This is a genomic window from Paucibacter sp. PLA-PC-4 (assembly GCF_026241155.1).
Lineage (GTDB): Bacteria > Pseudomonadota > Gammaproteobacteria > Burkholderiales > Burkholderiaceae_C > Roseateles_E.
In genome coordinates this window covers 85,810-106,918 of sequence record NZ_JAPFGP010000017.1, presented here as the reverse complement: position 1 = coordinate 106,918, position 21,109 = coordinate 85,810, and the positions used below count along the sequence as shown (strand labels likewise).

General features: G+C 66.6%; 11 protein-coding genes. 3 read left to right on the top strand and 8 right to left on the bottom strand.

The annotated features are described in order from the left end of the window. Nucleotides 1-44 precede the first annotated feature (44 nt). From OOZ63_RS22970 to OOZ63_RS22960, 3 genes are read right to left on the bottom strand one after another with little or no spacing between them, the layout of a single operon-like run. Complete coding sequence (locus OOZ63_RS22970) at nucleotides 45-3,140, bottom strand: efflux RND transporter permease subunit (protein ID WP_266007961.1); 3,096 nt, start codon at nucleotides 3,138-3,140, stop codon at nucleotides 45-47. Continuing rightward, on the bottom strand, nucleotides 3,137-4,273 hold the full coding sequence (locus tag OOZ63_RS22965; RefSeq protein WP_266007960.1) for an efflux RND transporter periplasmic adaptor subunit: 1,137 nt from the start codon (nucleotides 4,271-4,273) through the stop codon (nucleotides 3,137-3,139). Before OOZ63_RS22965 ends, OOZ63_RS22970 begins: the two co-directional genes overlap by 4 nt. Continuing rightward, entirely contained in the window at nucleotides 4,270-5,769 is a 1,500-nt protein-coding gene (locus OOZ63_RS22960) for an efflux transporter outer membrane subunit (protein ID WP_266007959.1), read from the bottom strand. The genes OOZ63_RS22965 and OOZ63_RS22960 overlap by 4 nt, the downstream gene beginning before the upstream one ends. A gap of 73 nt (nucleotides 5,770-5,842) precedes the next feature. Here OOZ63_RS22960 and OOZ63_RS22955 point away from each other — a divergent pair, with 73 nt between their 5' ends. Next, nucleotides 5,843-6,487 (top strand): TetR/AcrR family transcriptional regulator, encoded by a 645-nt coding sequence (locus tag OOZ63_RS22955; RefSeq protein WP_266007958.1) that lies wholly within the window; start codon nucleotides 5,843-5,845, stop codon nucleotides 6,485-6,487. 108 nt (nucleotides 6,488-6,595) lie between these two features. Here OOZ63_RS22955 and OOZ63_RS22950 read toward each other — a convergent pair whose 3' ends face one another. Then, nucleotides 6,596-6,733 (bottom strand): hypothetical protein, encoded by a 138-nt coding sequence (locus OOZ63_RS22950; RefSeq protein ID WP_266007956.1) that lies wholly within the window; start codon nucleotides 6,731-6,733, stop codon nucleotides 6,596-6,598. A gap of 260 nt (nucleotides 6,734-6,993) precedes the next feature. Between OOZ63_RS22950 and OOZ63_RS22945 the strand changes: the two genes are divergently transcribed. Next, on the top strand, nucleotides 6,994-10,395 hold the full coding sequence (locus OOZ63_RS22945) for an ATP-binding protein (RefSeq protein ID WP_266007954.1): 3,402 nt from the start codon (nucleotides 6,994-6,996) through the stop codon (nucleotides 10,393-10,395). Nucleotides 10,396-10,443: 48 nt separating this feature from the next. Next, nucleotides 10,444-12,669, top strand: a complete 2,226-nt coding sequence (locus OOZ63_RS22940) for a SulP family inorganic anion transporter (protein WP_266007953.1) — start codon at nucleotides 10,444-10,446, stop codon at nucleotides 12,667-12,669. A gap of 118 nt (nucleotides 12,670-12,787) precedes the next feature. Here the strand turns inward: OOZ63_RS22940 and malQ are convergent, their stop codons facing one another. From malQ to OOZ63_RS22920, 4 genes are read right to left on the bottom strand one after another with little or no spacing between them, the layout of a single operon-like run. Then, on the bottom strand, nucleotides 12,788-14,314 hold the full coding sequence (gene malQ, locus OOZ63_RS22935; protein ID WP_266007952.1) for a 4-alpha-glucanotransferase: 1,527 nt from the start codon (nucleotides 14,312-14,314) through the stop codon (nucleotides 12,788-12,790). Between the two features lie 18 nt (nucleotides 14,315-14,332). Further along, entirely contained in the window at nucleotides 14,333-16,447 is a 2,115-nt protein-coding gene (glgX, locus tag OOZ63_RS22930) for a glycogen debranching protein GlgX (RefSeq protein WP_266007951.1), read from the bottom strand. A gap of 1 nt (nucleotide 16,448) precedes the next feature. Beyond that, nucleotides 16,449-18,350: a 1,4-alpha-glucan branching protein GlgB gene (glgB, locus tag OOZ63_RS22925; protein ID WP_266007950.1), complete on the bottom strand. Its 1,902-nt coding sequence runs from the start codon at nucleotides 18,348-18,350 to the stop codon at nucleotides 16,449-16,451. Continuing rightward, entirely contained in the window at nucleotides 18,350-20,794 is a 2,445-nt protein-coding gene (locus OOZ63_RS22920; protein ID WP_266007949.1) for a glycogen/starch/alpha-glucan phosphorylase, read from the bottom strand. The genes glgB and OOZ63_RS22920 overlap by 1 nt, the downstream gene beginning before the upstream one ends. Nucleotides 20,795-21,109 lie beyond the last annotated feature (315 nt).

Genomic DNA, 21,109 nt, shown 5'->3' with positions numbered 1-21,109 from the left:
TACCAATGCCTGCTTTGGACATCGAATCGCGGGGTGTCTATCCTTCAAGCGGAGGCCGTCATTGCCGCCGTGGTGGGCACCAAGGCCGGGCTGTCGCGCCGGACACGGAACCACGCGGCGTACAGTGCCGGCACGAAGACAAGGGTGAGCGCTGTGGCGACGATGAGGCCACCCATGATCGAGATGGCCATCGGTCCCCAGAAGACACTGCGCGACAACGGGATCATCGCCAGCACGGCTGCGGCAGCCGTCAGCACCACCGGTCGCGAGCGCCGCACCGTGGCGTCGACGATGGCGGTCCACGGCGCGACGCCTCGCGCGATGTCCTGATCGATCTGATCGACGAGAATGATGGAATTACGCATGATCATCCCGCCCAGCGCAATCACGCCCAGCAGGGCGACAAAGCCGAACGGCGCCTGGAACAGCAGCAATGCCGGCACCACGCCGATCAGCGCCAGCGGGCCGGTCAGGAACACGATCAGCAGCCGCGAGAAACTCTGTAGTTGGATCATCAACAGGGTCAGCATCACGGCGAACATGATCGGAAACACCGCGAACAAGGCCTTGTTGGCCTTGTCGCTCTCTTCGATGGCACCGCCTTCTTCGATGCGGTACCCCGGCGGCAGGCTGTCGATGAGGGTTTGGAGCGACGGCCGGATCTGCGCCGTAGCATGGGGGCCCTGTACGCCATCGACAACATCACTGCGCACGGTGAGGGCCATTTCGCGGTTGCGTCGCCACAGCACCGGCTCTTCGAAGCCCGGCTCGATGCGCGCCAGCTGCGATAGCGGCACAGTGACGCCGCCGCGCGTGAACACTTGCAGGTCACCCAGGCCACCGATGTTCTTACGTTCCTCGGGAGTCGCCCGCACCACGACGTCGACCAGCTCTTCACCGCGGCGTATCTGCGTGACCGTCGCACCGTCAAGCGTCGTCTGGACCAGACTCTGGATGTCCGCACTGGTCAGCCCGAGCAGCTTGGCCTTGTCCTGATCGACGTGAATCTGCACCGAGCGGACCTGCTCGTTCCAATCCAGCTGCGTGTCACGCACCAAGGGGCTCTCGCGCACTGTATCGCGCACGCGATAGGCGATCTCACGAACCTGCGCTTTGTCAGGCCCGATGACGCGGAACTGGACCGGAAAACCCACCGGCGGGCCGAACTCCAGACGCTGCACGCGCGCCTGGACGTCGGGCAAGGCCTCGCCTTTCTCGAATAGCTCCCTCAGTCGGGTGCGCACGCGTTCACGCTGCTCGATGCCCGCCGTCTTGACAACAAACTGGGCAAAGCCTGGATTGGGCAACTCCGGCTGAATCGACAGATAAAAGCGCGGCGTGCCGGCGCCCGTATAGGCGGTGAAGAACTCAATGTCCGGGTCCTTCGCCAGTCGCGCCTCGAGCAGCTTGACTTGGGCGGAGGTGGCAGCGAACGAGGCGCCCTCGCGAAGCCGCAGATCCACCAAGAGTTCCGGCCGTGAAGCGGTGGGGAAGAACTGCTGCTGTACCTTCAGCATGCCGGCGCCTGCGACAACGAAGGCCAACACTGTGAGCGCCAGCACCAACGCCCGGCGCTGTACCGCCCAGTCCACGACCTTGCGCAGCCGGCGGTATACAGGCCGATCGTAGACGTCGTGATGGCCGCCGGCTGCCAGGTTCTTAGGCAGCAGCAGCATGCCCAGGTAGGGCGTAAAGACCACTGCGACAACCCAGGACAGCACGAGTGCCACACCCACGATCCAGAAGATGCCGCCCGCATACTGACCAGCGATCGACTTTGCAAACCCCACCGGCATGAACCCAGCTGCCGTGATCAGCGTGCCGGTGAGCATGGGGAATGCGGTGGACGTGTAGACATACGTCGCCGCACGCATCCGATCCCATCCTTGCTCCAGCTTCACCACCATCATCTCCACCGCAATGATGGCGTCGTCCACCAACAATCCGAGCGCGATGATCAGTGCGCCAAGCGAGATGCGATCAAGATTCCAGCCTGCGGCATACATGACGGCAGCGACTAATCCGAGCACCAGCGGCACCGACGCAGCCACCACGATGCCAGTGCGCCAGCCCAGGAACAAGAACGACACGGCGAGCACGATGGCAAGCGCCTCAAGAAAAACGCGCTCGAACTCCCAGACCGACTCCGCTACCACGCGGGGCTGATCCGCGTACTGCTCGATCTGCACGCCCACCGGCAGCTCCTGACGCAACTGCGCCACCCGCTGGTCGAGTGCGCGCCCGAAGTCCAGCACATTGCCGTTGCCTTGCATCGTCACGCCGATGGCCAGCACCGGCACACCGTTGTGGCGGATGGTCATGCCCGGCGGCTCCTCGTAGCCGGAGCGAACGGTCGCGATGTCAGCGAGCCGCAGCAGCTGACCGCCCACCTCGATCGTCACGTTGGCGACATCTGAGGCGCTGTGCAAACGACCGTCCACCCGAACCTGCACACGGTCGTGAGTCGCATCCGACGAACCGGCAGGGGCGACAAGATTCTGGCGCGCCAGCGAATCAAACACCGCCGTCGGCGCGATGCCAAGCGCCGCCAGCCGTCGCGTGGACAGCTCCACATACACACGCTCGGCCTGCTTGCCCAGCACATCGACCTTGGCCGCACCGGTCACGCCCTGGATGCGCCGCTTCACGTCCTCAGTGACAACGAGCAACTCGGCCATCGAAAGGTCGGGAGCACTCAGCGCATAGAGCACGCTGTAGCGGTCGTTGTACTCGTCGTTGAAGAAAGGCCCACGCACGCCGTCCGGAAATTCCTGGCGCACATCGCCGATCTTTTTGCGCACCTGGTACCAGGCGTTTTCCAGCTCCTTCGTGCTGCTGCCGCCCTTCATCCACAGCGTGATACCACCGTAGCCCTGGCGCGCGAAGCTGCGCACGTACTCAAACTGATCCAGCTCCTGCAGCCTGCGCTCGATGCGGTTGAGCACCTGGTCCTGCACGTCCTGCGAGGTGGCGCCAGGCCACACAACGATGGCTGTCATCTGCGGCACGTCGAAGTTCGGATCCTCCAGGCGGCCCAGCCGGCTGAAGGACAGACCGCCGACAATCAGTGTCGCGATGAGCAGGAACAACACCATCGGTCGATGAGTGACGGCCCATTCCGAGAGATTGAAGCGTTTCATGAGCTGCTCTTTGTCATGGCAGCCGGGGCGGCTTCGGGTGTGCGTTCGATGGCGCGAACTGCGGTGCCAGCATCCAGCTTCTGAGCACCTACGCTGACGACACGGCTGCCAAGGGCCAGGCCGGAGACATGCACGGTGGCGTCATCCACGCGCACCACCTGAACTGGATTGAAGACCAGACCCGACCCCTTGGCATTCAGCACCCAGACGCCTGCCGACCCGCTAGCCTTCACCAGCGCGGTGACTGGCAACATCGCTGATGCCGGGCCGACGGGCTTTCCAGACAAGTTCAGCTGCAGCGTGCTTCCCAGTGGCAGGGCAGCGGCTGCGGCACGCGATTCCGGGGCTGCGGCGTAGCGCACGCGAAAGGTCCGGGCCTGCGCATTGGCTACAGGAGAGAGCCCTCGCAGGACCAGCCGCAGCGCAGACGTCGTTTCGTTCCAGGGCGCGGCCCAAGCCGTGAGCCCGCGTACCCGACCGACCCATTCCTCCGGCAGGTCGGCGACGATCTCTCGCTCGCCCTCTCGGGCAATAGACAACACCGGCTGGCCTTCGGCCACCACCTGACCGCGCTCGAAGCGCAGCGCGGTGATCACGCCGGCATAGGGCGCGACCAGCGAGGTGTAGCCTTCCCTATTGCGCGCCAGGTCAAGTTGACGGCGGGCCAGCTCCAGCCGGGCTGCAGCTGCGTCAGCGCGGGCCTTCTGGCGCTCGTGGTCGGCAGCGCCCACTGAGCCATCGGCCAGCAGGCGGCTCAAGCGGGCCTCATCGGACGCGGCCTGCTGCGCATCTACGGATGCTGCTTGCACCTGGTCGGCGGCGGCTCTTTCGGCAAGCTGGTAGTCGAGCGGGTCCAGCCGCGCCAGCGCCTGGCCGGCCTTAACGACGTCGCCGACCTCGACCAGCCGTTCCACGACCTTGCCGCCTGCTCGGAATCCAAGATCAGTTTCGACACGGGCGCGCACAACGGCGGTGAACGAGCGCGTTTGCGAAGACGTGGCCTGCGTCACTGTGGTAACGAAGACCGGCCTGACGACGGCAATAGGAGCAGTCGGTTCACTGCAGGCGGCCAGCAGCGCGCCGGCGGCTGCGGCAACGGTCGCGAGCGACAAGGCGGGGAAGGTCCTTTTCACTGGGGCATCCTTACGGCAAGAGAAGAAGTCATGGCGGCGCTGACCTGGATTGGCGCGAGCCCGCCACCCAGGGCCTTGTAGAGCCGCACCTCGGACAGCACCTGCTGGAGCCGGCTGTCCGACAGTGCGAGTTCGCTGGACAGCACGGAGCGCTGCACATCCAGCAGCACCAGCAAATCGATCTGACCTTCGCGTTTCAGTGACTGTGCTCGCTGCAGCGAGCGGCGGCGGTGGTCGACGGTGCGAGCTAACGCAGCGGTGCGCTCGGCGTCCTGAGTACGCATGAGCAAGCCTTCCTCAACCTCCTGCACGGCCACCAGTACTGCCCTCTGCCAGGCCAACAACGCCTCCTCGACCCGTGCGGATTGACCACGAATTCCGGCGTCGATGCGGCCGGCATCGAAGATCGGTGCGGCGAAGGCCAGCGCGACGTTGGAAAAACGCACTGGGGCGAGATCCAGTGCGTTCAAGCGCAAGTCCTGGCGACCGACGAGCGCGCTCAGAAAGAGCTTGGGCCACCATTGCGCGCGCGACTCAGTGCCGCGCAGCGTCTGGGCTGCGACGAGGGCCTCGGCGGCGATCAGATCAGGGCGGCGCCTCAGCAGCTCACTGGGCTGCCCGGTGCCGATCTCCCGCACGTCGGGCCATGAAAAGAGATCGGTCTGGCCGACCACAGGCGCCGATGGGTTGCGACCCAACAGCACGGCCAGTCGCGTTTGAGAAATGCCGGCCAACATCCGCAGCGCTGGCACTTGCGCATCGAGCGCGTCGGCCTCGGCATGCGCACTTTCCAGGTCGAAGGCGCTGGCCTGGCCTTCTCGAAAGCGGCTCTCCACGCGGGTCGCTGTCTCACGCTGAGCCGCTGCCAGGGCTTGCACGATGCGTTGCCGCTCCCCGGCACCGCGCAGCACGAAGTACTGTCGCGCGACTTCGCTGGCCACCAGCAGCCGGACTCCATTCACAGCCGCGCTTGCGGCGGCGGCATCAGCCTGCGCCGCGTCGCGTGCGGCGCGCACGCCACCGGCAAGATCGATCTCCCAGGCCACGTCGACACCCGCACGCAGCGCACGCGTGTCGGGCATGTCTTGCTTCATCGGCACGGGCAGTCCGCTGTCGCTGCGCGAGACGGACGCCTGTGCACCCACGGTGGGCCACAGACGAGAGCCCTGGGCATCGTGGCCCGCGCGCGCCTGAGCGACACGCTGCAGGGCTATCGCCACATCCTGATTGGCCGTCAAAGCCTGCTCGATCAGCGTCGTCAGCGTCGGATCGCCGTAGCCGGCCCACCATGCGCCATCCAGGCCTTGAGCCGACGCGGCGGCCGGCCCAGCCTGCGTAAATGCGGCGGACAGTGACACTGGCGGCGCCAGGGGCTGCACAGGCACCACAGAGCAAGCCGACAGAGTCAACAATGCCGCGATGGCCGACGTCAGGCGGATCAAGCGAGAGCTGGCCTGAGGACCGCAGCGCGTAGTGGGTGTTGTAGCTTTCTTCATATACTGTACTAGTAAGTACAATAAGTTTAGTCAGATATACTGGACTGTCAAGTACAACAATTCACCGTTACCAATGATCGAGGACAAAGTTGCACCACCGCCGCGTCGCGGTCGACCGCGCGACCCCGAACGCCTGAGGCGCATCATGGAAGCGGCGAGGAGCCACTTTGATGCGCAAGGTTTCGAGCGGGCCAGCGTCGACGCCATCGCCACCGAAGCTGGCGTCTCAAAGATGACGATCTACAGTCACTTCGCCTCGAAAGAAGGACTGTTCGAGGCCGTGATCCGGGACCGCACCGATCGCGTGATGGGCGGGCTGGCTGGTGTGGAGGCACTGGATCCGGAGCAGCCCGGGAAGGCGCTGTTGGCAATCGGCGCGCAGTTCCTCACACTGGCGCGTGAGGAAGATGCGCTGGGCCAGTTTCGCTCGCTGTACGGCGCTGCAGCAACGCAGCACGAGGCTTGTTTGGCCTTCTACAGGCAAGGGGCCGACAGACTGATCAGCGACCTAGCCGCCTATCTGCGCCGTGCTGACGCACAGGGTGCGCTGCACATCAGGCACCCGCGCCAGGCAGCGGACCTGTTTTTGTCGATGTTCCTCGGCGATGGTCACATCCGCGGACTGTTGATGCTCGATATGCCCGACACCCGCGAAAACAAGGCTCTGCTCAAAGAAGCCGTTCGGATGTTCATGGCCGCCTACGCCAAGGCACCGTAACGGGTGGCGTGCTGGCCTGAGACGGCCTCATAGCAACACGCAGACCCATTCCATTCGGCCGGCAGGCCAGCCCTGATAGTCCTGACCAAAGCGCGCCCAAGGCCATCCTCAAAAGGGCAGTCGCAACCGCTCCTGCGGTCCCAGACTGCCGGCCGAGGTGATCAGACCCAGCACCCGGGCCGGCTGGCCAAACCCGACAAGGTCAGCCGCGATGCCAACACCGTGCTGGCCATGCCCGACATGCATGAGAAGCTGGGCAACTATCGCGCTAAAGCCGACGGCGGCTCAGACGATAAGTTCAAGCGCTGTATCAAGACCGAAATCGCCAAATGGGCCGAGGTGGTGAAGGATCGCAAGGTGGTAATCGATACCGGAACGCTTGATCGACCACTCACTGCCAGGTGCGGTCGCTCGCGTATCAACTCCTGCTTCAGTCATTCGTCCGGCGATCCCCGGCGGGCGCCAGGCCTCGCACGCGGGACCATGCATTGCTATGCTGTGCACCCATGTCGCCCGAGCAAGAACAGCTTCGATCCGCGATCCAGGCGTTGGAGACCCAGCGTGGAGTGCTGGGTGATGCGTTAGTGGACATGGCCGTGGCGCCGCTCAAGGTCCGGCTGACCGCACTGCTTGAGCCGCCGCCAACTCCCGAGGCAGCCCAGACCCTCAAGCAGGTCAGCATCCTGTTCCTGGACGTGGTCGGGTCGACCGCGCTCGCCCGGCAGCTCGACCCCGAAGCCATCAGCGCGGTGATGGACGATGCCCTGGCACGCGGCACTGCCGTCGTCCAGGCCCACCGCGGCAAGGTTCTGCAGTACGCCGGCGACAACATCCTGGCCGCCTTCGGTGCCGAGGAGTCCCGCGAGGACGACACCGAACGCGCCGTCCTTTGCGGATTGGCCTTGCTCGAACTCGGCAAGCAGCTCGGCACGGAAGTCGAGGCCACTCACGGCCGCGCCGGCTTCAACGTCCGCGTGGGCGTGCACACCGGCGCCGTGCTGCTCGGCGGCGGCGTCGACGGCGATGCCAGCATCCGCGGCATCGCCGTCAATATCGCCGCACGCATGGAGCAGACCGCCCCAGCCGGTGCGCTGCGCATCAGTCATGACAGCTACGTGCAGGTGCGCGGCCTGTTCGACGTCGAGGCGCAGGCGCCGCTGACGGTCAAGGGCGTCGACAGCCCCATCCAGAGCTACTTGGTCAACAGCGCCAAGCCGCGCAGGTTCCGCATCGGCACGCGCGGCATCGAAGGCGTGGCGACCCGGATGATCGGCCGTGACGCCGAACTGCAGGCTCTGCAGGCCGCCTTCAAGCGCCTGTTTGTCGAACGCCGGCTGGCTGTGGTGACGGTGGTGGCCGAGGCCGGCGTGGGGAAAAGCCGGCTGCAGCACGAGTTCGAGGCGTGGAGCGAGGAGCAGCCCGAGCGCTTTTCTCTGTTCTGCGGTCGCGCCACGCCACAGACCGGGCTACAGGCATACGGACTGCTGCGCGACCTGCTGGCCTGGCGCTTCCAGATCCACGATGACGACAGCGTGGATGTGGCGCGCCGGAAAATGCAAGACGGCGTGATGCCGCTCTTTTTGCACGACGATGGCGCTGATCTGGCCGAAGCCCACGCCCACCTGCTGGGCCACCTGATTGGCATCGAGTGGCAGGACAGCCGCCACATCCAGGGCATCTCCGACGATCCCAAACAGATCCGCAACCGCGCCTTTCATGCCGCCGCGCAAGTGTTCCGGCGGGTGAGCGCCAGCGATGCCAGCCCTATCGTCCTGCAGTTGACCGACCTACATTGGGCCGACGACGAGACCCTCGATTTTCTGGACCACCTGGCTGACGTGAATCGCGATGTGCCGCTGCTGGTGCTTACCTACACGCGGCCGACGCTTTTCGAGCGGCGCTCCGGCGGGCATAGCAGCGATGCTCATCAACAGCGCATCGAGCTGCGTCCGCTCGACCCTCCAACGAGCCGGCTGCTGGCCGAAGAGCTGCTGAAGAAGCTGCCCGGCATCCCGACGGGGCTGTCGGAATTGCTCGTCGGGCGCGCCGAAGGCAATCCCTTCTACATGGAGGAGTTGCTGCGGATGCTGATCGACCAGAGCGCCATCCGCACCGGTGAGACCTGGGCCGTCGACGCGGAGCGCCTGCTTTCCACCCAGGTGCCGTCGACGCTGACAGGTGTGCTGCAGGCGCGCCTGGACAGTCTGCCGGGGCCAGAGAAACATGCGCTGCAGCAGGCCAGTGTGGTGGGCGCGGTGTTTTGGGAGCAGGCCCTGGCCGCCGTGGAGGCTGAGGCTGCGCAGCAATTGCCTGCGCTGGCGCGGCGCGCGCTGACCCTGCCGCGTGTCGACGCCGTGCTGGAAGGCCTACGCGAGTACGCCTTTCGCCACCAGTTGTTGCACCAGGTGACCTACGACACCGTGCTCAAGCGCGCCCGGCGCGAAGGCCACGCCAAGGTGGCGCAGTGGCTGGCGCTGCTGACCGAGCGGGGCGTCCTGCGCGGCGGCGACTTGCAGGGCCTGGCGGCAGAACACTTCGAGCAGGCGGGCGATGCAGCCCATGCCGCCGAGTTCCACGCCCGCGCCGCCGAGCAGGCGGGGCAGCGGTTTGCCCACGAGCGGGTGCTGGCGCATGTGGGCCGGGCGCTGGCACTGCTGGGCCCGGTGGCGCCTGCAACCACGGGCCGGGGCGAAGCCGAACTGCGGTGGCGACTGCTGAGCGTGCGCGAGAAGACGCTGGGCCTGCAGGCCCGTCGGGCCGAACAGGCCTGCGATCTGGACGCGCTGGACCAACTGGCCGAGACGCTCGACGACAACCGCCGGCGCGCCCATGTGGCCAGGCGCCGCAGCCTGCGCGCGATGCGCATGGCCGACTGGACAGCAGGTGAGACTGCGGCGCGCCACGCAATGGCCTGCGCGGCGGCTGCCGGCGACGACGGCCCGCGACTGCACGCGTTGCGGCTGCTGGCCTGGGCGCGCGTGAAGCAGTTCGACTTCGAGGGCGGCCGCTCGCTCGCGCTGCGGGGCCTGGCCGAGACGCGCAGCCTGGGGTTGCGCGATGTCGAGGCGCACCTACTCAACGTGTTAGCCATAGCCGCCGCTACGCAGGGCGACATGCTGGGCTACCTCGACGCCACGCGGCAGTGCCTGCAGATCTATCGCGAGACCGGAGACCGCGTCAACCAAACCATCGGTCTGTCCAACCTGGGAGTGGGCTGGCTGAACCTGGGCGACCTGGCGCAGGCCCGGCGTGAGCTGAGCGCGGCGCTGCAACTGCTGCGCGCCGACGGTAACCGCATGATCGAGGGCACGACGCTGTGCATGCTGGGCGTGGTGGCGCTGTGGCAGGGCGACGCGGCCGGGGCGCTGGAGCTGGCCGGCGCGGCACGGGACATCGCGGTGGCAGCGCAGGCGCGCGAAGAGGAGGTGCTGGCCACGCTGCAGCTGGGCGCGGCCGAGCTGGCGCTTGGCCGCGGCGCTGCCGCGCGAACCTACTACGCTCAGGCACGCCAGCGAGCGCAGGAGATCAATCATCCCTTGCAACACGAAGCAAGTGCCGGACTGATGCGGGTGGCACTGGCCGAAGGCGATACGGCCGGCGCGCTGGCCGCGATTCAGCCGGTGCTCGACCATGTGGCGGCCGGCGGCTCGCTGGATCTCATCGACGAACGCCAGGTCGAACTGAGCTGCCACCAGGCCTTGGCCCGCGCCGGCGACCCGCGCGCGGACGCCTGGCTGGTTCGCGCCCACAATGCGCTGATGACCCAGGTCGATGCGATCTGCCGCAGCTGCACCGACGCGACGCTGCGCGAGGGCTTTCTGCAGAACATCCCGCATCACGCCGAGATCGTTACGGCGTGGGCTCATCGTGATGTGGAGAGTAAGTCGCCTACGCGACCCGCAGGCTGAGCGTCGGCATCCAGTCGAAGGCCGTTGATGGCCGCAGGGGGGAGAAGCATGGCGAAACGGAAGTCGGCAACCCAGTGGGCCGCAGAGCTAAGCGAGTGGCTTCGTGCGCTGCTGCGTGACCTGCTGGCCGGTCTGGTCGGGTCGGTAGCGTTGATTGCGAACGTGGTCTCGTTCGCGGCACTGATGTTCCCTGGCGCACTGTCTCCAGGCGCGCCGGTGGTCGTCTGGGCGATGCTCGTGGGCGGCGGCATCACCGGCATCTGGCTCGCCTGGCGTAGCTCGCTGCCGCCGACGGCTGCTGTCATCGACTCCGCCACCGGCGCGGTGCTGGTGCTGTTGTCGGCCAACGCCGGTGCGGCCGTGCTGGCGGCCGGCGGCAGCACGCAGATGGCGGTGAACGCGATCCTGCTGCTATTCACGGCGACCACCGTACTGACCGGTGCCCTGCTGCTCTCGCTCGGGCTGCTACGCCTGGGGCACTATATGCGCTTCGTACCCTCGTTTGTCGTCGCTGGCTTCCTCGCGGCAACCGGTTGTTTGCTGCTCGCGGGCGGGGTGCGTATGAGCAGCGGCCATGCGATGAGCGAGCTGTTCGCGCCCTGGAGCGGCGAGCAGCTCGTCCGGCTGGCCTGCGCGGCCGCGATGCTGGGCCTGATGCTAGCGCTGCGTCGCTGGGTCCGCTCGGCGCTGGCGATGCCGATTGCCTTGCTCCTTGTGACTGCCGCCGGCCACCTGCTATTGCATCGGTACGGGCTCGCGAGCTCCGGGGCCGGCTGGTACCTGCCGTCGACGGGTGCACTGGTTTCCTGGTCACCGCCCGACGCCGCGCGCTCAGTCGCTGTGCCTTGGTCCCTGCTCGCCGGCTTCGTGCCGGAACTCGCGGCCGCGGCGGTCGTCGCGCTCGTGTCGATCGTCACCAAGACCGCCACGCTCGAGTCGATGCGCAGGACCACCGGCGACCTCGACTGCGAACTTCGTGAACATGGCATCGCGACCCTGGCCGTCGCGCCCCTCGGCGGTATCGCGGCCTGCGTGCAGCTCGGATCGAGCCGCCTGCTCGATCAGGTGGGCGGTGCGGCACGGCGCAGTGGCGTCTTCTGCGGAGCGATCCTGCTGCTGGTAGGGCTGACGCACGCAGACGTGCCTGCGCTGGTCCCGCTGCCGGTCGTGGCCGGGCTGATGCTGTACCTCGGCTGGAACCTGCTGGTCGAGGCGCTTGCACGATTGCTGGCGCAGCATGCTTGGCTCGACCTGGCGCTGTCAATGTTCATCGCTGCGGCCTGCGTGCGCTATGGCTACCTCGCCGGTGTACTCGGTGGAGTGGTGGGGGCCTGCCTGCTGTTCGCGGCGAGTTGTGCGCGCACCGGCGTCGTACGCCAGCATCTCTCGCGCGCCCAGTTCACCGGCAATGTCAGCCGCACGGCGGCGGACGAACGCCACCTCGCGGACCATGGCGAGGAAATTCAGATCTACTGGCTGGCCGGCCATGTGTTCTTCGGTTCCGGCGAGGGGCTCTTTGAGCGCGTACGCCGCGACCTCGACGCACGCTCAATGCTACCGGTCAGCCATGTAGTGCTCGACTTCGGCCTGGTGACGGGCGTGGACGCGTCGGCCGTGATGAGCCTGACCAAGCTGCGCAACCATTGCGACAAGCAAGGCACGGTGCTGCTGCTCGCGTCAATGGCGCCGGCCGTCGCGCGCGCGCTTGAGCGCAGCAGCAGCGTCGCCGCACCCCAAGGAGGGCAGCCGCCGTTTGCCGACCTCAATGCCACGCTCGCCTGGTGCGAGGAGCGTGTGCTGGAGCGCGCTGGCCGTGCGCCCGACGCCGGCGAGGAAAGCTTCGAGGCGTGGCTGCAAGCGCAGCTCGGACCTAGCGTGTCTGCGGACGACTTCATCGCCTACCTGGAACGACACGAGGTCGCCAGCTCCCGGGTGCTATACGCCCAAGGCGACGTCTCTGACGAGATCGACCTCGTGGCAGCAGGCCGGCTCGTTGTCGACGTGACCGATGCCAACACCGGCCGCATCGTACGCACCCGGGTCGTGACTACTTGTTCGGTGGTCGGCGAGATGGGCTTCTTCCGCAGCGTGCCGCGGTCGGCCACCGTGTCGACAGAAGGTCCGGCGATCCGCTACACACTCACGCGCGCAGCCTACGAACGCATTCGGCGGGAGCGCCCTGCTGTGGCGATCGCGTTCGACAACTTCCTGCTGCGCGCGCTGTCCGACCGGATCAATGTGGCCGATCGCATGGTCGCGGCGCTAGAGCGCTGAGTTGGCGCGCTATGCTTTGCGGCGCCAGTGCGTCGTTGAACACCTGCCGCGTTGGCCTAATTGGTAGACGCGAACTGCCGGCCTGGCCGAAGGCCCGCCTAGGCCACACCCCTCATCGTCAGGAGGGTAAACGCAAAAGCGCAAAGTTGCCCCGACCGCTGGCCGCAGTGATCAGTCCGAGCACCCGGGCCGGCTCGTTGCCGCAATCCACGCCCAGCATCTCCCAGCCGAAGCGCCAGCCCCAGTTGCCGCCCAGAACGCCGGGAACATTCATCCTGTGTTCGCTGCCCAGGCCCAGCACATCCTGCAGCGGGAACACCGCGATGTTCGCCACAGAGTTGCAGCAGGCGCGAATCATGGCCCAGTGCACATCTTGGTCGCCGCAGGCCAGGTAGGAACCGGCGAAGGCGCGCTCGCGCGGGCCGGCCTGGTTCCACCAGCCGCGCACGGTGTCGTTGTCGTGGGTGCCGGTGTAGGCGACACTGTCGCGCGGCCACATATGGGGCAGGAACTCATGGCTGCCGTCGCCGCCAAAGCCGAATTGCAGGATCTTCATGCCCGGGAAGCCGCAGCCCTCGCGCAATTCGTGCACATCATCGGTAATGAAGCCCAGGTCCTCGGCCACGATGGGCAACTTGCCCAGCGATGTCTCTATCGCATCGAACAGCGCACGCCCCGGGCCGGTGACCCAGCGACCCTGCTGCGCGTTCGGACTCGCGGCCGGGATCTCGTAGTAGCCGGCAAAGCCTCGGAAATGGTCGATGCGGAACACATCGGCCTGGCTCAGCGCACGCTTCACACGCGCGGTCCACCACGCATAGTTCTCGGCCGCCATGCGCTCCCAGCGATACAGCGGATTGCCCCAGCGCTGGCCCTCGGCTGACATCGCATCGGGCGGCACACCGGCCACCACCGTGGTCTGGAACTGCTCATCGAGGTAGTAGAGATCGGGGCGCGACCAGCAGTCGGCACTGTCGTGCGCGACGAAAATGGGCAGGTCGCCCATCAGGTGGATGCCGCGCGTATTCGCATAGGCTTTCAGCGCCGCGCTCTGCGTGTCGAAGCACCATTGCACGAACTGCCAGAACGAGAACTCGCTCGCATGGGTCTGGCGCGCCGCCGCCAGCGCGGCCGGCTCGCGGCGGGCCAGCGGCGCCGGCCAGGCCCACCAGGGCTGACCATTGAGCGGCGAGCGTATCGCCATGAAGAGCGCATAGTCGTCCAGCCAGCCCCGCTCGACCTCACACCATTGCGCGAAGTCCCGGCGGTCGGCGGCGCCGGCGCGGGCGAAGAAGCCGGCCGCTGCGGCGCGCAGCTGCTGCTCGCGCCAGGGCAGGACGCGACCGTACTGCACCTGCAGGGGATCGAAGTCCGGCAGATCACTGGGCTGTGCCAGCCAGCCCTTCTCGATCAGCGGCTCCAGCGCCACCAGCCAGGGGTTGCCGGCAAAGGCAGAAACGCCTTGATAGGGGCTGTCGCCGGGACCTATCGGCGTGGTCGGCAGCAGCTGCCACAGGCGCTGGCCGGCGCTGGCCAGCCAGTCGACAAAACGGTAAGCGGCCGGGCCGAAATCTCCGGCACCGTGCGGGCCGGGCAAGGAGGTCGGGTGCAGCAGCACGCCGGCGATGCGTTGGTTCAGGTCCATTTCTTTTCTCTCACTCTCTCAGACGGCGCGCAGCACAAGCAGGCTGCGCGCGGGTACGTTCAATGGCAAGCCGATCACGGGCGCAGCCTGCGGGCTCGTCAGCTCGCCGCTGCTGTCCAGCAGCAGTTGCCAGGGCCCCTGGGCCAGCTTGAAGAGCAGCGGCTGCGGCTCGGGATTGAAGACAAGGGCCAGGGATTGCTCGGGGTCGCCGGGGCAACGCAGCTGGCAGGCGAAGGCCGCGCTGCCTCCCTCATGCCAGTCATGGACCTGCATCTCGGCGCCGCCCGGCGTGAACCAGCTCACGCTCGCGTCTCCCCGGCCACCCGGCGGCGGCACGAACCAGCAGCCATGGTGCAGCAGGGCGTGTTCGCGGCGCAGGCGCAAGACCTGGCCCACAAAGGCGGCCAGGTCGGCATCGGCGGCCGCCCAATCCAGCCAGCCGGTGGCGTTGTCCTGGCAGTAGGCGTTGTTATTGCCGCCCTGGCTGTTGGCGATCTCGTCGCCGGCGTTCAGCATCGGCGTGCCCTGGGCCAGCAGCAGGCTGGCCAGCATCGCGCGGCGCACGCGCTCGCGAGTGGCGCGGATCGCCGCATCATCGCTCACCCCCTCGACACCGAAACTGGCGCTGAGTTCGCCGTCGCGGCCGTCGCGGTTGTCTTCGCCATTGGCCTGGTTGTGCTTGGCCGCGTAGCTGACCACGTCATGGAGCGTGTAGCCGTCGTGTACTGCGACGAAATTCACCGAGGCGGTGGGCCGACGTTGGCCATGGTGGAAGAAGAGATCGCTGGAGCCGGTAAAGCGGCGCGCAAACTCGCCCCGCCCGACCCGGCCTCCTTGCAGCTCGCTCTGCAACCAATAGCCGCGCACCGCATCGCGGAACTTGTCATTCCATTCGAGGAAGCGGCCCGGAAAGCGGCCGAGCTGATAACCGTCGGGGGCGGCATCCCAGGGCTCGGCGATCAGGTGCACGCTGGCCAGCACCGGATCCTGACGCAGCGCGGTGAAGAAGGCCGCCTGTGGCTCGAAGGCCCCGCGCCCGACGCGGCCCAGCACCGGCGCCAGATCGAAGCGAAAGCCATCGACGCCCATCTCATCGACCCAGTAGCGCAGAGAGTCCAGCACGAACTGGGTCACGCGCGGATGTTGCGCATTGAGCGTGTTGCCGCAGCCGGTCAGATTCTCGCTGCGGCTTTTGTCATCGGCCACCAGGCGGTAATAGCTCTTGTTGTCCAGGCCACGAAAGGACAGCGTCGGGCCGAACTCATTGCCCTCCGGCGTGTGGTTGTAGACCACATCCAGCACCACCTCAATTCCGGCCTCATGCAAGGCCGCGACCATCGCGCGGAATTCGGCAGCGACCGCGCCAGGATCTTCGCGGTGCGCCGCCTGGGCCAGGCGCGGGTCGGGGCAGAAAAAACCCAGGGTGTTGTAGCCCCAGTAGTTGTACAGGCCCTTGTCGGCCAGATGCGGTTCGTCAATGGCGTACTGCACAGGCAGCAGGCTCAGCGTGGTGACGCCCAGGGCCTTGAAATGGGCGACGGCGGCCGGATGGGCCAGGCCGGCATAAGTGCCTTGCAGCTCCGGAGGGATCTGTGGGTGAAGCTTGGAGAAGCCCTTGACATGTACCTCGTAGAGCACCACGTCGGCGGGTGCGATCCGAGGAGCCGACTGGCGAGGTGAGGCGGCGCGCGGCGGCGCCGACACGCGGGCCTTCAGCGCGCGGAGCGCGTTGTCGCGCGCATCGTAGGCGCGGGCGCCGTCCGGATGGCCCAACGGATAGCCATGGTGCTCGGCATGCCAGCCGAAGTGGCCGACTATTTCTCGCGCATAAGGATCCAGCAGCAGCTTGTGAGGATTGAAACGGTGACCGGCCTCGGGCTCGTAAGGGCCGTGCGCGCGCAGGCCGTAGACAAGACCCGGCCCCAGGCCCGGCAAAAAGCCGTGGAAGACGCCGTCATGCGGGCCGTGTAAGGCATAGCGGCGCAACTCACGCTGACCGCCGGCATCGAAGAGACACAGCTCGATGCTGCGCGCGTGCTCGGAGAACACCGAGACATTGACCCCGCCGTCACGGGACAGCGCGCCCAGCGGTTCGGAGCGGCCTTCTTGCAGGGCTGAGGGCAGGTCTGTCATTTCAGTAGGCAACAAGAAAAAGTGTGGCCAGTGGCGGCAGGTCCAGCGTCAGCGAGCCATCTTCGCCGACCAGCGGGGCCCGGTCGAGATGGCTCGTGTTGCTGCTGGTACTTCCACCATAGTGGCCAGCGTCGGTGTTCAGCACCACGCGCCAGGTGTTGGTCCTCGTAGCTGTGTCGACCGGCACCGACAGGCGGTAATGCGGCCGCGGCACCGGCGTGAAGTTGCAGACCACGATCACCGCCCTGCCCTGTCTGTTTTCTTCATGCCTGTCGAGGCGCATCCAGGCAAGCACCGACTGCTCGCGATCCTCGGCCTGCAGCCACTGAAAGCCGCTCGCCTCGCAGTCCAGTCTATGCAAGGCCGGCTCGGCGCGGTACAGGGAGTTCAGGTCGCGCACCAGGCGCTGCACGCCGGCATGACGAGCGTCCTGCAACAAGCCCCAGGGCAGCTCGGCCTCATGGTTCCATTCGCTGTTCTGGGCGAACTCCTGGCCCATGAAGATCAGCTTCTTACCTGGGTGGCCCCACATAAAGCCGTAGTAGGCGCGCAGGTTGGCGAACTTCTGCCACGCATCGCCGGGCATCTTGCCCAGCATCGATCCCTTGCCATGCACGACCTCGTCATGCGAGAGCGGCAGCACGAAGTTCTCACTGAAGCCGTAGACCAGGCCGAAGCTCATCTTGTCGTGGTGCCAGCGGCGATGGACGGGATCCTCGCGCATATAGGCCAGCGTGTCGTTCATCCAGCCCATATTCCATTTGTAGTGGAAGCCCAGGCCGCCGGCATAGGTGGGCGCCGAGACGCCGGGAAAGCTGGTCGACTCCTCGGCCACGCTGATGACGCCGGGCGCTTCCAGCCCCAAGGTCTCGTTGATGCGCTTGAGCAGCGAGATCGCCTCCAGGTTCTCGCGCCCGCCGTGTAGGTTCGGAATCCATTCGCCGCTGGGCCGCGAGTAGTCGCGGTAAAGCATCGAAGCCACCGCATCGACGCGCAGACCGTCGACACCCCAGCATTCGGCCCAGTACAGTGCGCTGCCGGTCAAGAACTGTCGCACACCGGGCTTGCCGAAGTCATGGATCAGCGTGTTCCAGTCGCAATGAAAGCCCTCGCGTGGATCGGCGTACTCGTACAACGGCGTGCCGTCGAACCGCGCCAGCCCATGGGTGTCAGCCGGAAAATGCGCCGGCACCCAGTCCAGCAGCAGGCCCAGGCCATGAGCGTGGCAGGCCGCGACAAAGCGCGCGAAGCCCTCGGGCGGACCGAAGCGCGCACTCGGCGCATACAGGCCCAGGGTTTGGTAGCCCCAGGAGCCGTCGAAGGGGAACTCGGTGATGGGCAGCAGCTCGATATGGGTGAAGCCCAGATCAGCTGCATAGGCCGGCAGCGTGGCGGCAAGCTCGTCCCAGTTGGGAAACTGGCCCGCGCCGCGCCGCCAGGAGGCCGGATGCACCTCGTAGATGGAGATCGCCGCATCGCGCCGGTTGGCGGCGGCGCGGCTCGGAGCCAGGTCTTGCCGATCGGGCACCGGCTCGGCCACGATGCTGGCGGTCTCGGGCCGCAGCTGGGCAGCGCGCGCATATGGATCGGCCTTCAGCGGCAGCAGGCTGCCATCCGCGTCTTCCAGCTCGTATTTGTAGAAGTCACCGGGCTTGGCGCCCGGCACGAAGCCGGCCCAGATACCGGACTCGGCATGCAGCTGCAACGGGTGCTGGCGACCGTCCCATTGGTTGAAGTCGCCCACGACGCTGACTCGCCGCGCATGCGGCGCCCAGACGGCAAAGCGCACGCCGGCCTGGCGCCGATGCTTCAGGGCATGGGCGCCCAGCACCCGATAGGGTCGCGGGTGCTCGCCACGGGCCAACAGGGCCAGGTCCTCGGCAGCGAGCGGCGGTGCGGACATCAGCTCAGGCTCTTGACGGACCAGACCCGCTCCACATAGTCGGCAATCGTGCGGTCCGACGAGAACCAGCCCATGCCGGCGATGTTCAAGAGCGCCTGACGGGCCCAGGCTTCGGGCTGCTTGAACAGCGCATCGACCCGGTCCTGAGCTGCCACATAGTCGGCAAAGTCGGCCATCAGCAGATAGCCGTCGCGGCCCAGCAGATTGTCGACCAGAGCGCGGTAGCGGCTCGCATCGCCGCCGAACTCGCCGCGCGCGATCGCATCGACGACATTCTTCAGCTGCAGGTTCTGCTCGACATACAGGCGCGGGTCATAGCCCAGCGCCTTGATCTGGGCCACGCCTTCGGTGCGAAGGCCGAAGGTGAACATGTTCTCCACGCCAAAAGCTTCGGCCATCTCGATATTGGCGCCGTCCCAGGTTCCTATGGTCAGCGCACCGTTGAGCGCGAACTTCATATTGCCGGTCCCCGAGGCCTCGGTGCCGGCGGTGGAGATCTGCTCGCTGAGATCGGCGGCCGGGATGATGGTCTCGGCCAGGCTGACGCTGTAGTTGGGCAGGAAAACGAGCTTGAGCTTGTCTGCGACTCTGGGGTCGCTGTTGACGACACGGCCGACATCATGGGCCAGGTGGATGATGGACTTGGCCGCGATATAGGCGGAGGCCGCCTTGCCGGCGATCACCACGGTGCGCGGTACCCACTCTGCACCCGGGTTCGCGACGATGGCCTGATATCGGCTGATCACATGCAGGATGTTGAGCAGCTGGCGCTTGTACTCGTGGATGCGCTTGATCTGCACATCGAAAAGGCTGTCCGGATTGACGGTGATGCCCAGCTCGCGGCGGATCAAGGCCGCTAGTCTTTCCTTGTTGGCACGCTTGACCGCCTGCAGCTCGCGGCCCAGGCCCGCATCGGCTGCCAAGGGCTTGAGTTGCGCGAGGTGCGCGAGATCCTGGCGCCAGTCCGTGCCGATGCGGCTGTCGATCAGGCGGGACAGCGCCGGGTTGGCCTGCTGCAGCCAGCGGCGCGGCGTCACGCCATTGGTGACGTTGTGGAAGCGGCCCGGGAAGATTTTCGCGTAGTCGGCAAAGATGGTCTGCACCATCAGCTCGGAGTGCAGGGCCGCGACGCCGTTGACTTTGTGCGAGGCCACGATGGCCAGCGCGGCCATGCGCACCCTGCGCTCGCCGCCATAACCGCCGCCCTCGTCGACCAGGGAGACGCGCTTGATCAGCGCCTCGTCGCCGGGGAAGCGGCCGCGCACCTCGGCCAGGAAGCGGTGGTTGATCTCGTAGATGATCTCGAGATGGCGCGGCAGCAGCGCCTCGAACATGCGCACGCCCCAGGTCTCCAGCGCCTCGGGCATCAAGGTGTGATTGGTATAGGAGACCGCCTGGCGCGTGATCGCCCAGGCCTCGTCCCAGCTCAGGCCATGCTCGTCCAGCAGTAGGCGCATCAGCTCGGCTGGGGCCAGCGCCGGATGAGTGTCATTCAGATGGATGGCATTGAGCTTGCCGAGAGTCCGCAGATCACCGAACTCCCGCAGATGGCGTCCGATCAGGTCCTGCAGCGAGGCGATGACCAAGAAGGCCTCCTGCTTCAGGCGCAGGATGCGGCCGGCCTCGGTGCTGTCGTCGGGGTAGAGCACCCAGTTCAGCGCGTCGGCGGCGACGCGGTGTTCGGCCGCGCGGGCATAGTCACCATGGCAAAAGGCCGCAAAGTCGATCGGGTCGGCGGCCGTCGCATGCCATTGGCGCAGCGTCGAAACGCGCTCGCTGTGGTGGGCCGGCACGATGAAGTCATAGCCTTCGGCCACCAGGCGCTCGGTGGGCAGCCAGCGGCGCGCCCCGCCCTCCTCCACCACGACCTGGCCGCCAAAGCCGACCGGATAACGCAGCTCGGGCCGCGCCACCTCCCAGGGGTTGCCGGCGCGCATCCAGTCGTCCGGCGCCTCGATCTGGCGCCCCCCCTGGATGGCCTGGGCGAACATGCCGTACTGGTAACGCAGGCCGTAGCCAAAAGACGGCAGGCCCAGCTCGGCGAAGGAGTCCAGGAAGCAAGCGGCCAGCCGACCGAGGCCGCCGTTGCCCAGCGCCGCGTCGGGCTCGCGCTCCAGCACGTCAGACAAGGCCTGACCCTGGGCCAGGAAGGCCTCGCGCACCGTGTCATCCAGGTCCAGCGCGGCCAGCGCATTGGACAGGGCCCGGCCCATCAGGAATTCCATCGACAGGTAGTGGACACGGCGCACCGGCGCACCGACGCCGCGCCGAGCATCGGCCGCCTGGGTCGCTGCCCAGCGCTGCGCCAGCAGCTCGCGGCAAGCCACGGCGGCGGCACGCAAGAGCACGGGGGAAGAGGCCTGCTGACGGGCGCCGTCTGACGATTGCTCGAGCTGGTGCCGGACGGCGGTCTTGAAAGCGGTCTGGAGGGCGTCTGTCGTCATCGGTGTTCGGGCCTGAAGGCGGCCGAGTTGAGCGCTAGCGGTCATAGGGGTGTTCATCAATGCGAGGCCCGGAGGCCGGGGCAAGAATGCCGCATGAGAAAAAAGCGAGGCTCAGCGGCAGCGTTGGCCAAAGTATCGTTGAGCACCTGCAATTTGTGTAGTTTGACTACATATGGAAATCCCGAAGATAGCCCTAAACCATTGATTTTACTTGATTGAATCTGGAGAGCTGTGGGCAACTTCCGTTGTATGACTACATTTTCGCCTGTATATTCTCTACAAATCCAACCCTGAGAGACAAGCCGTGCCCGGCCT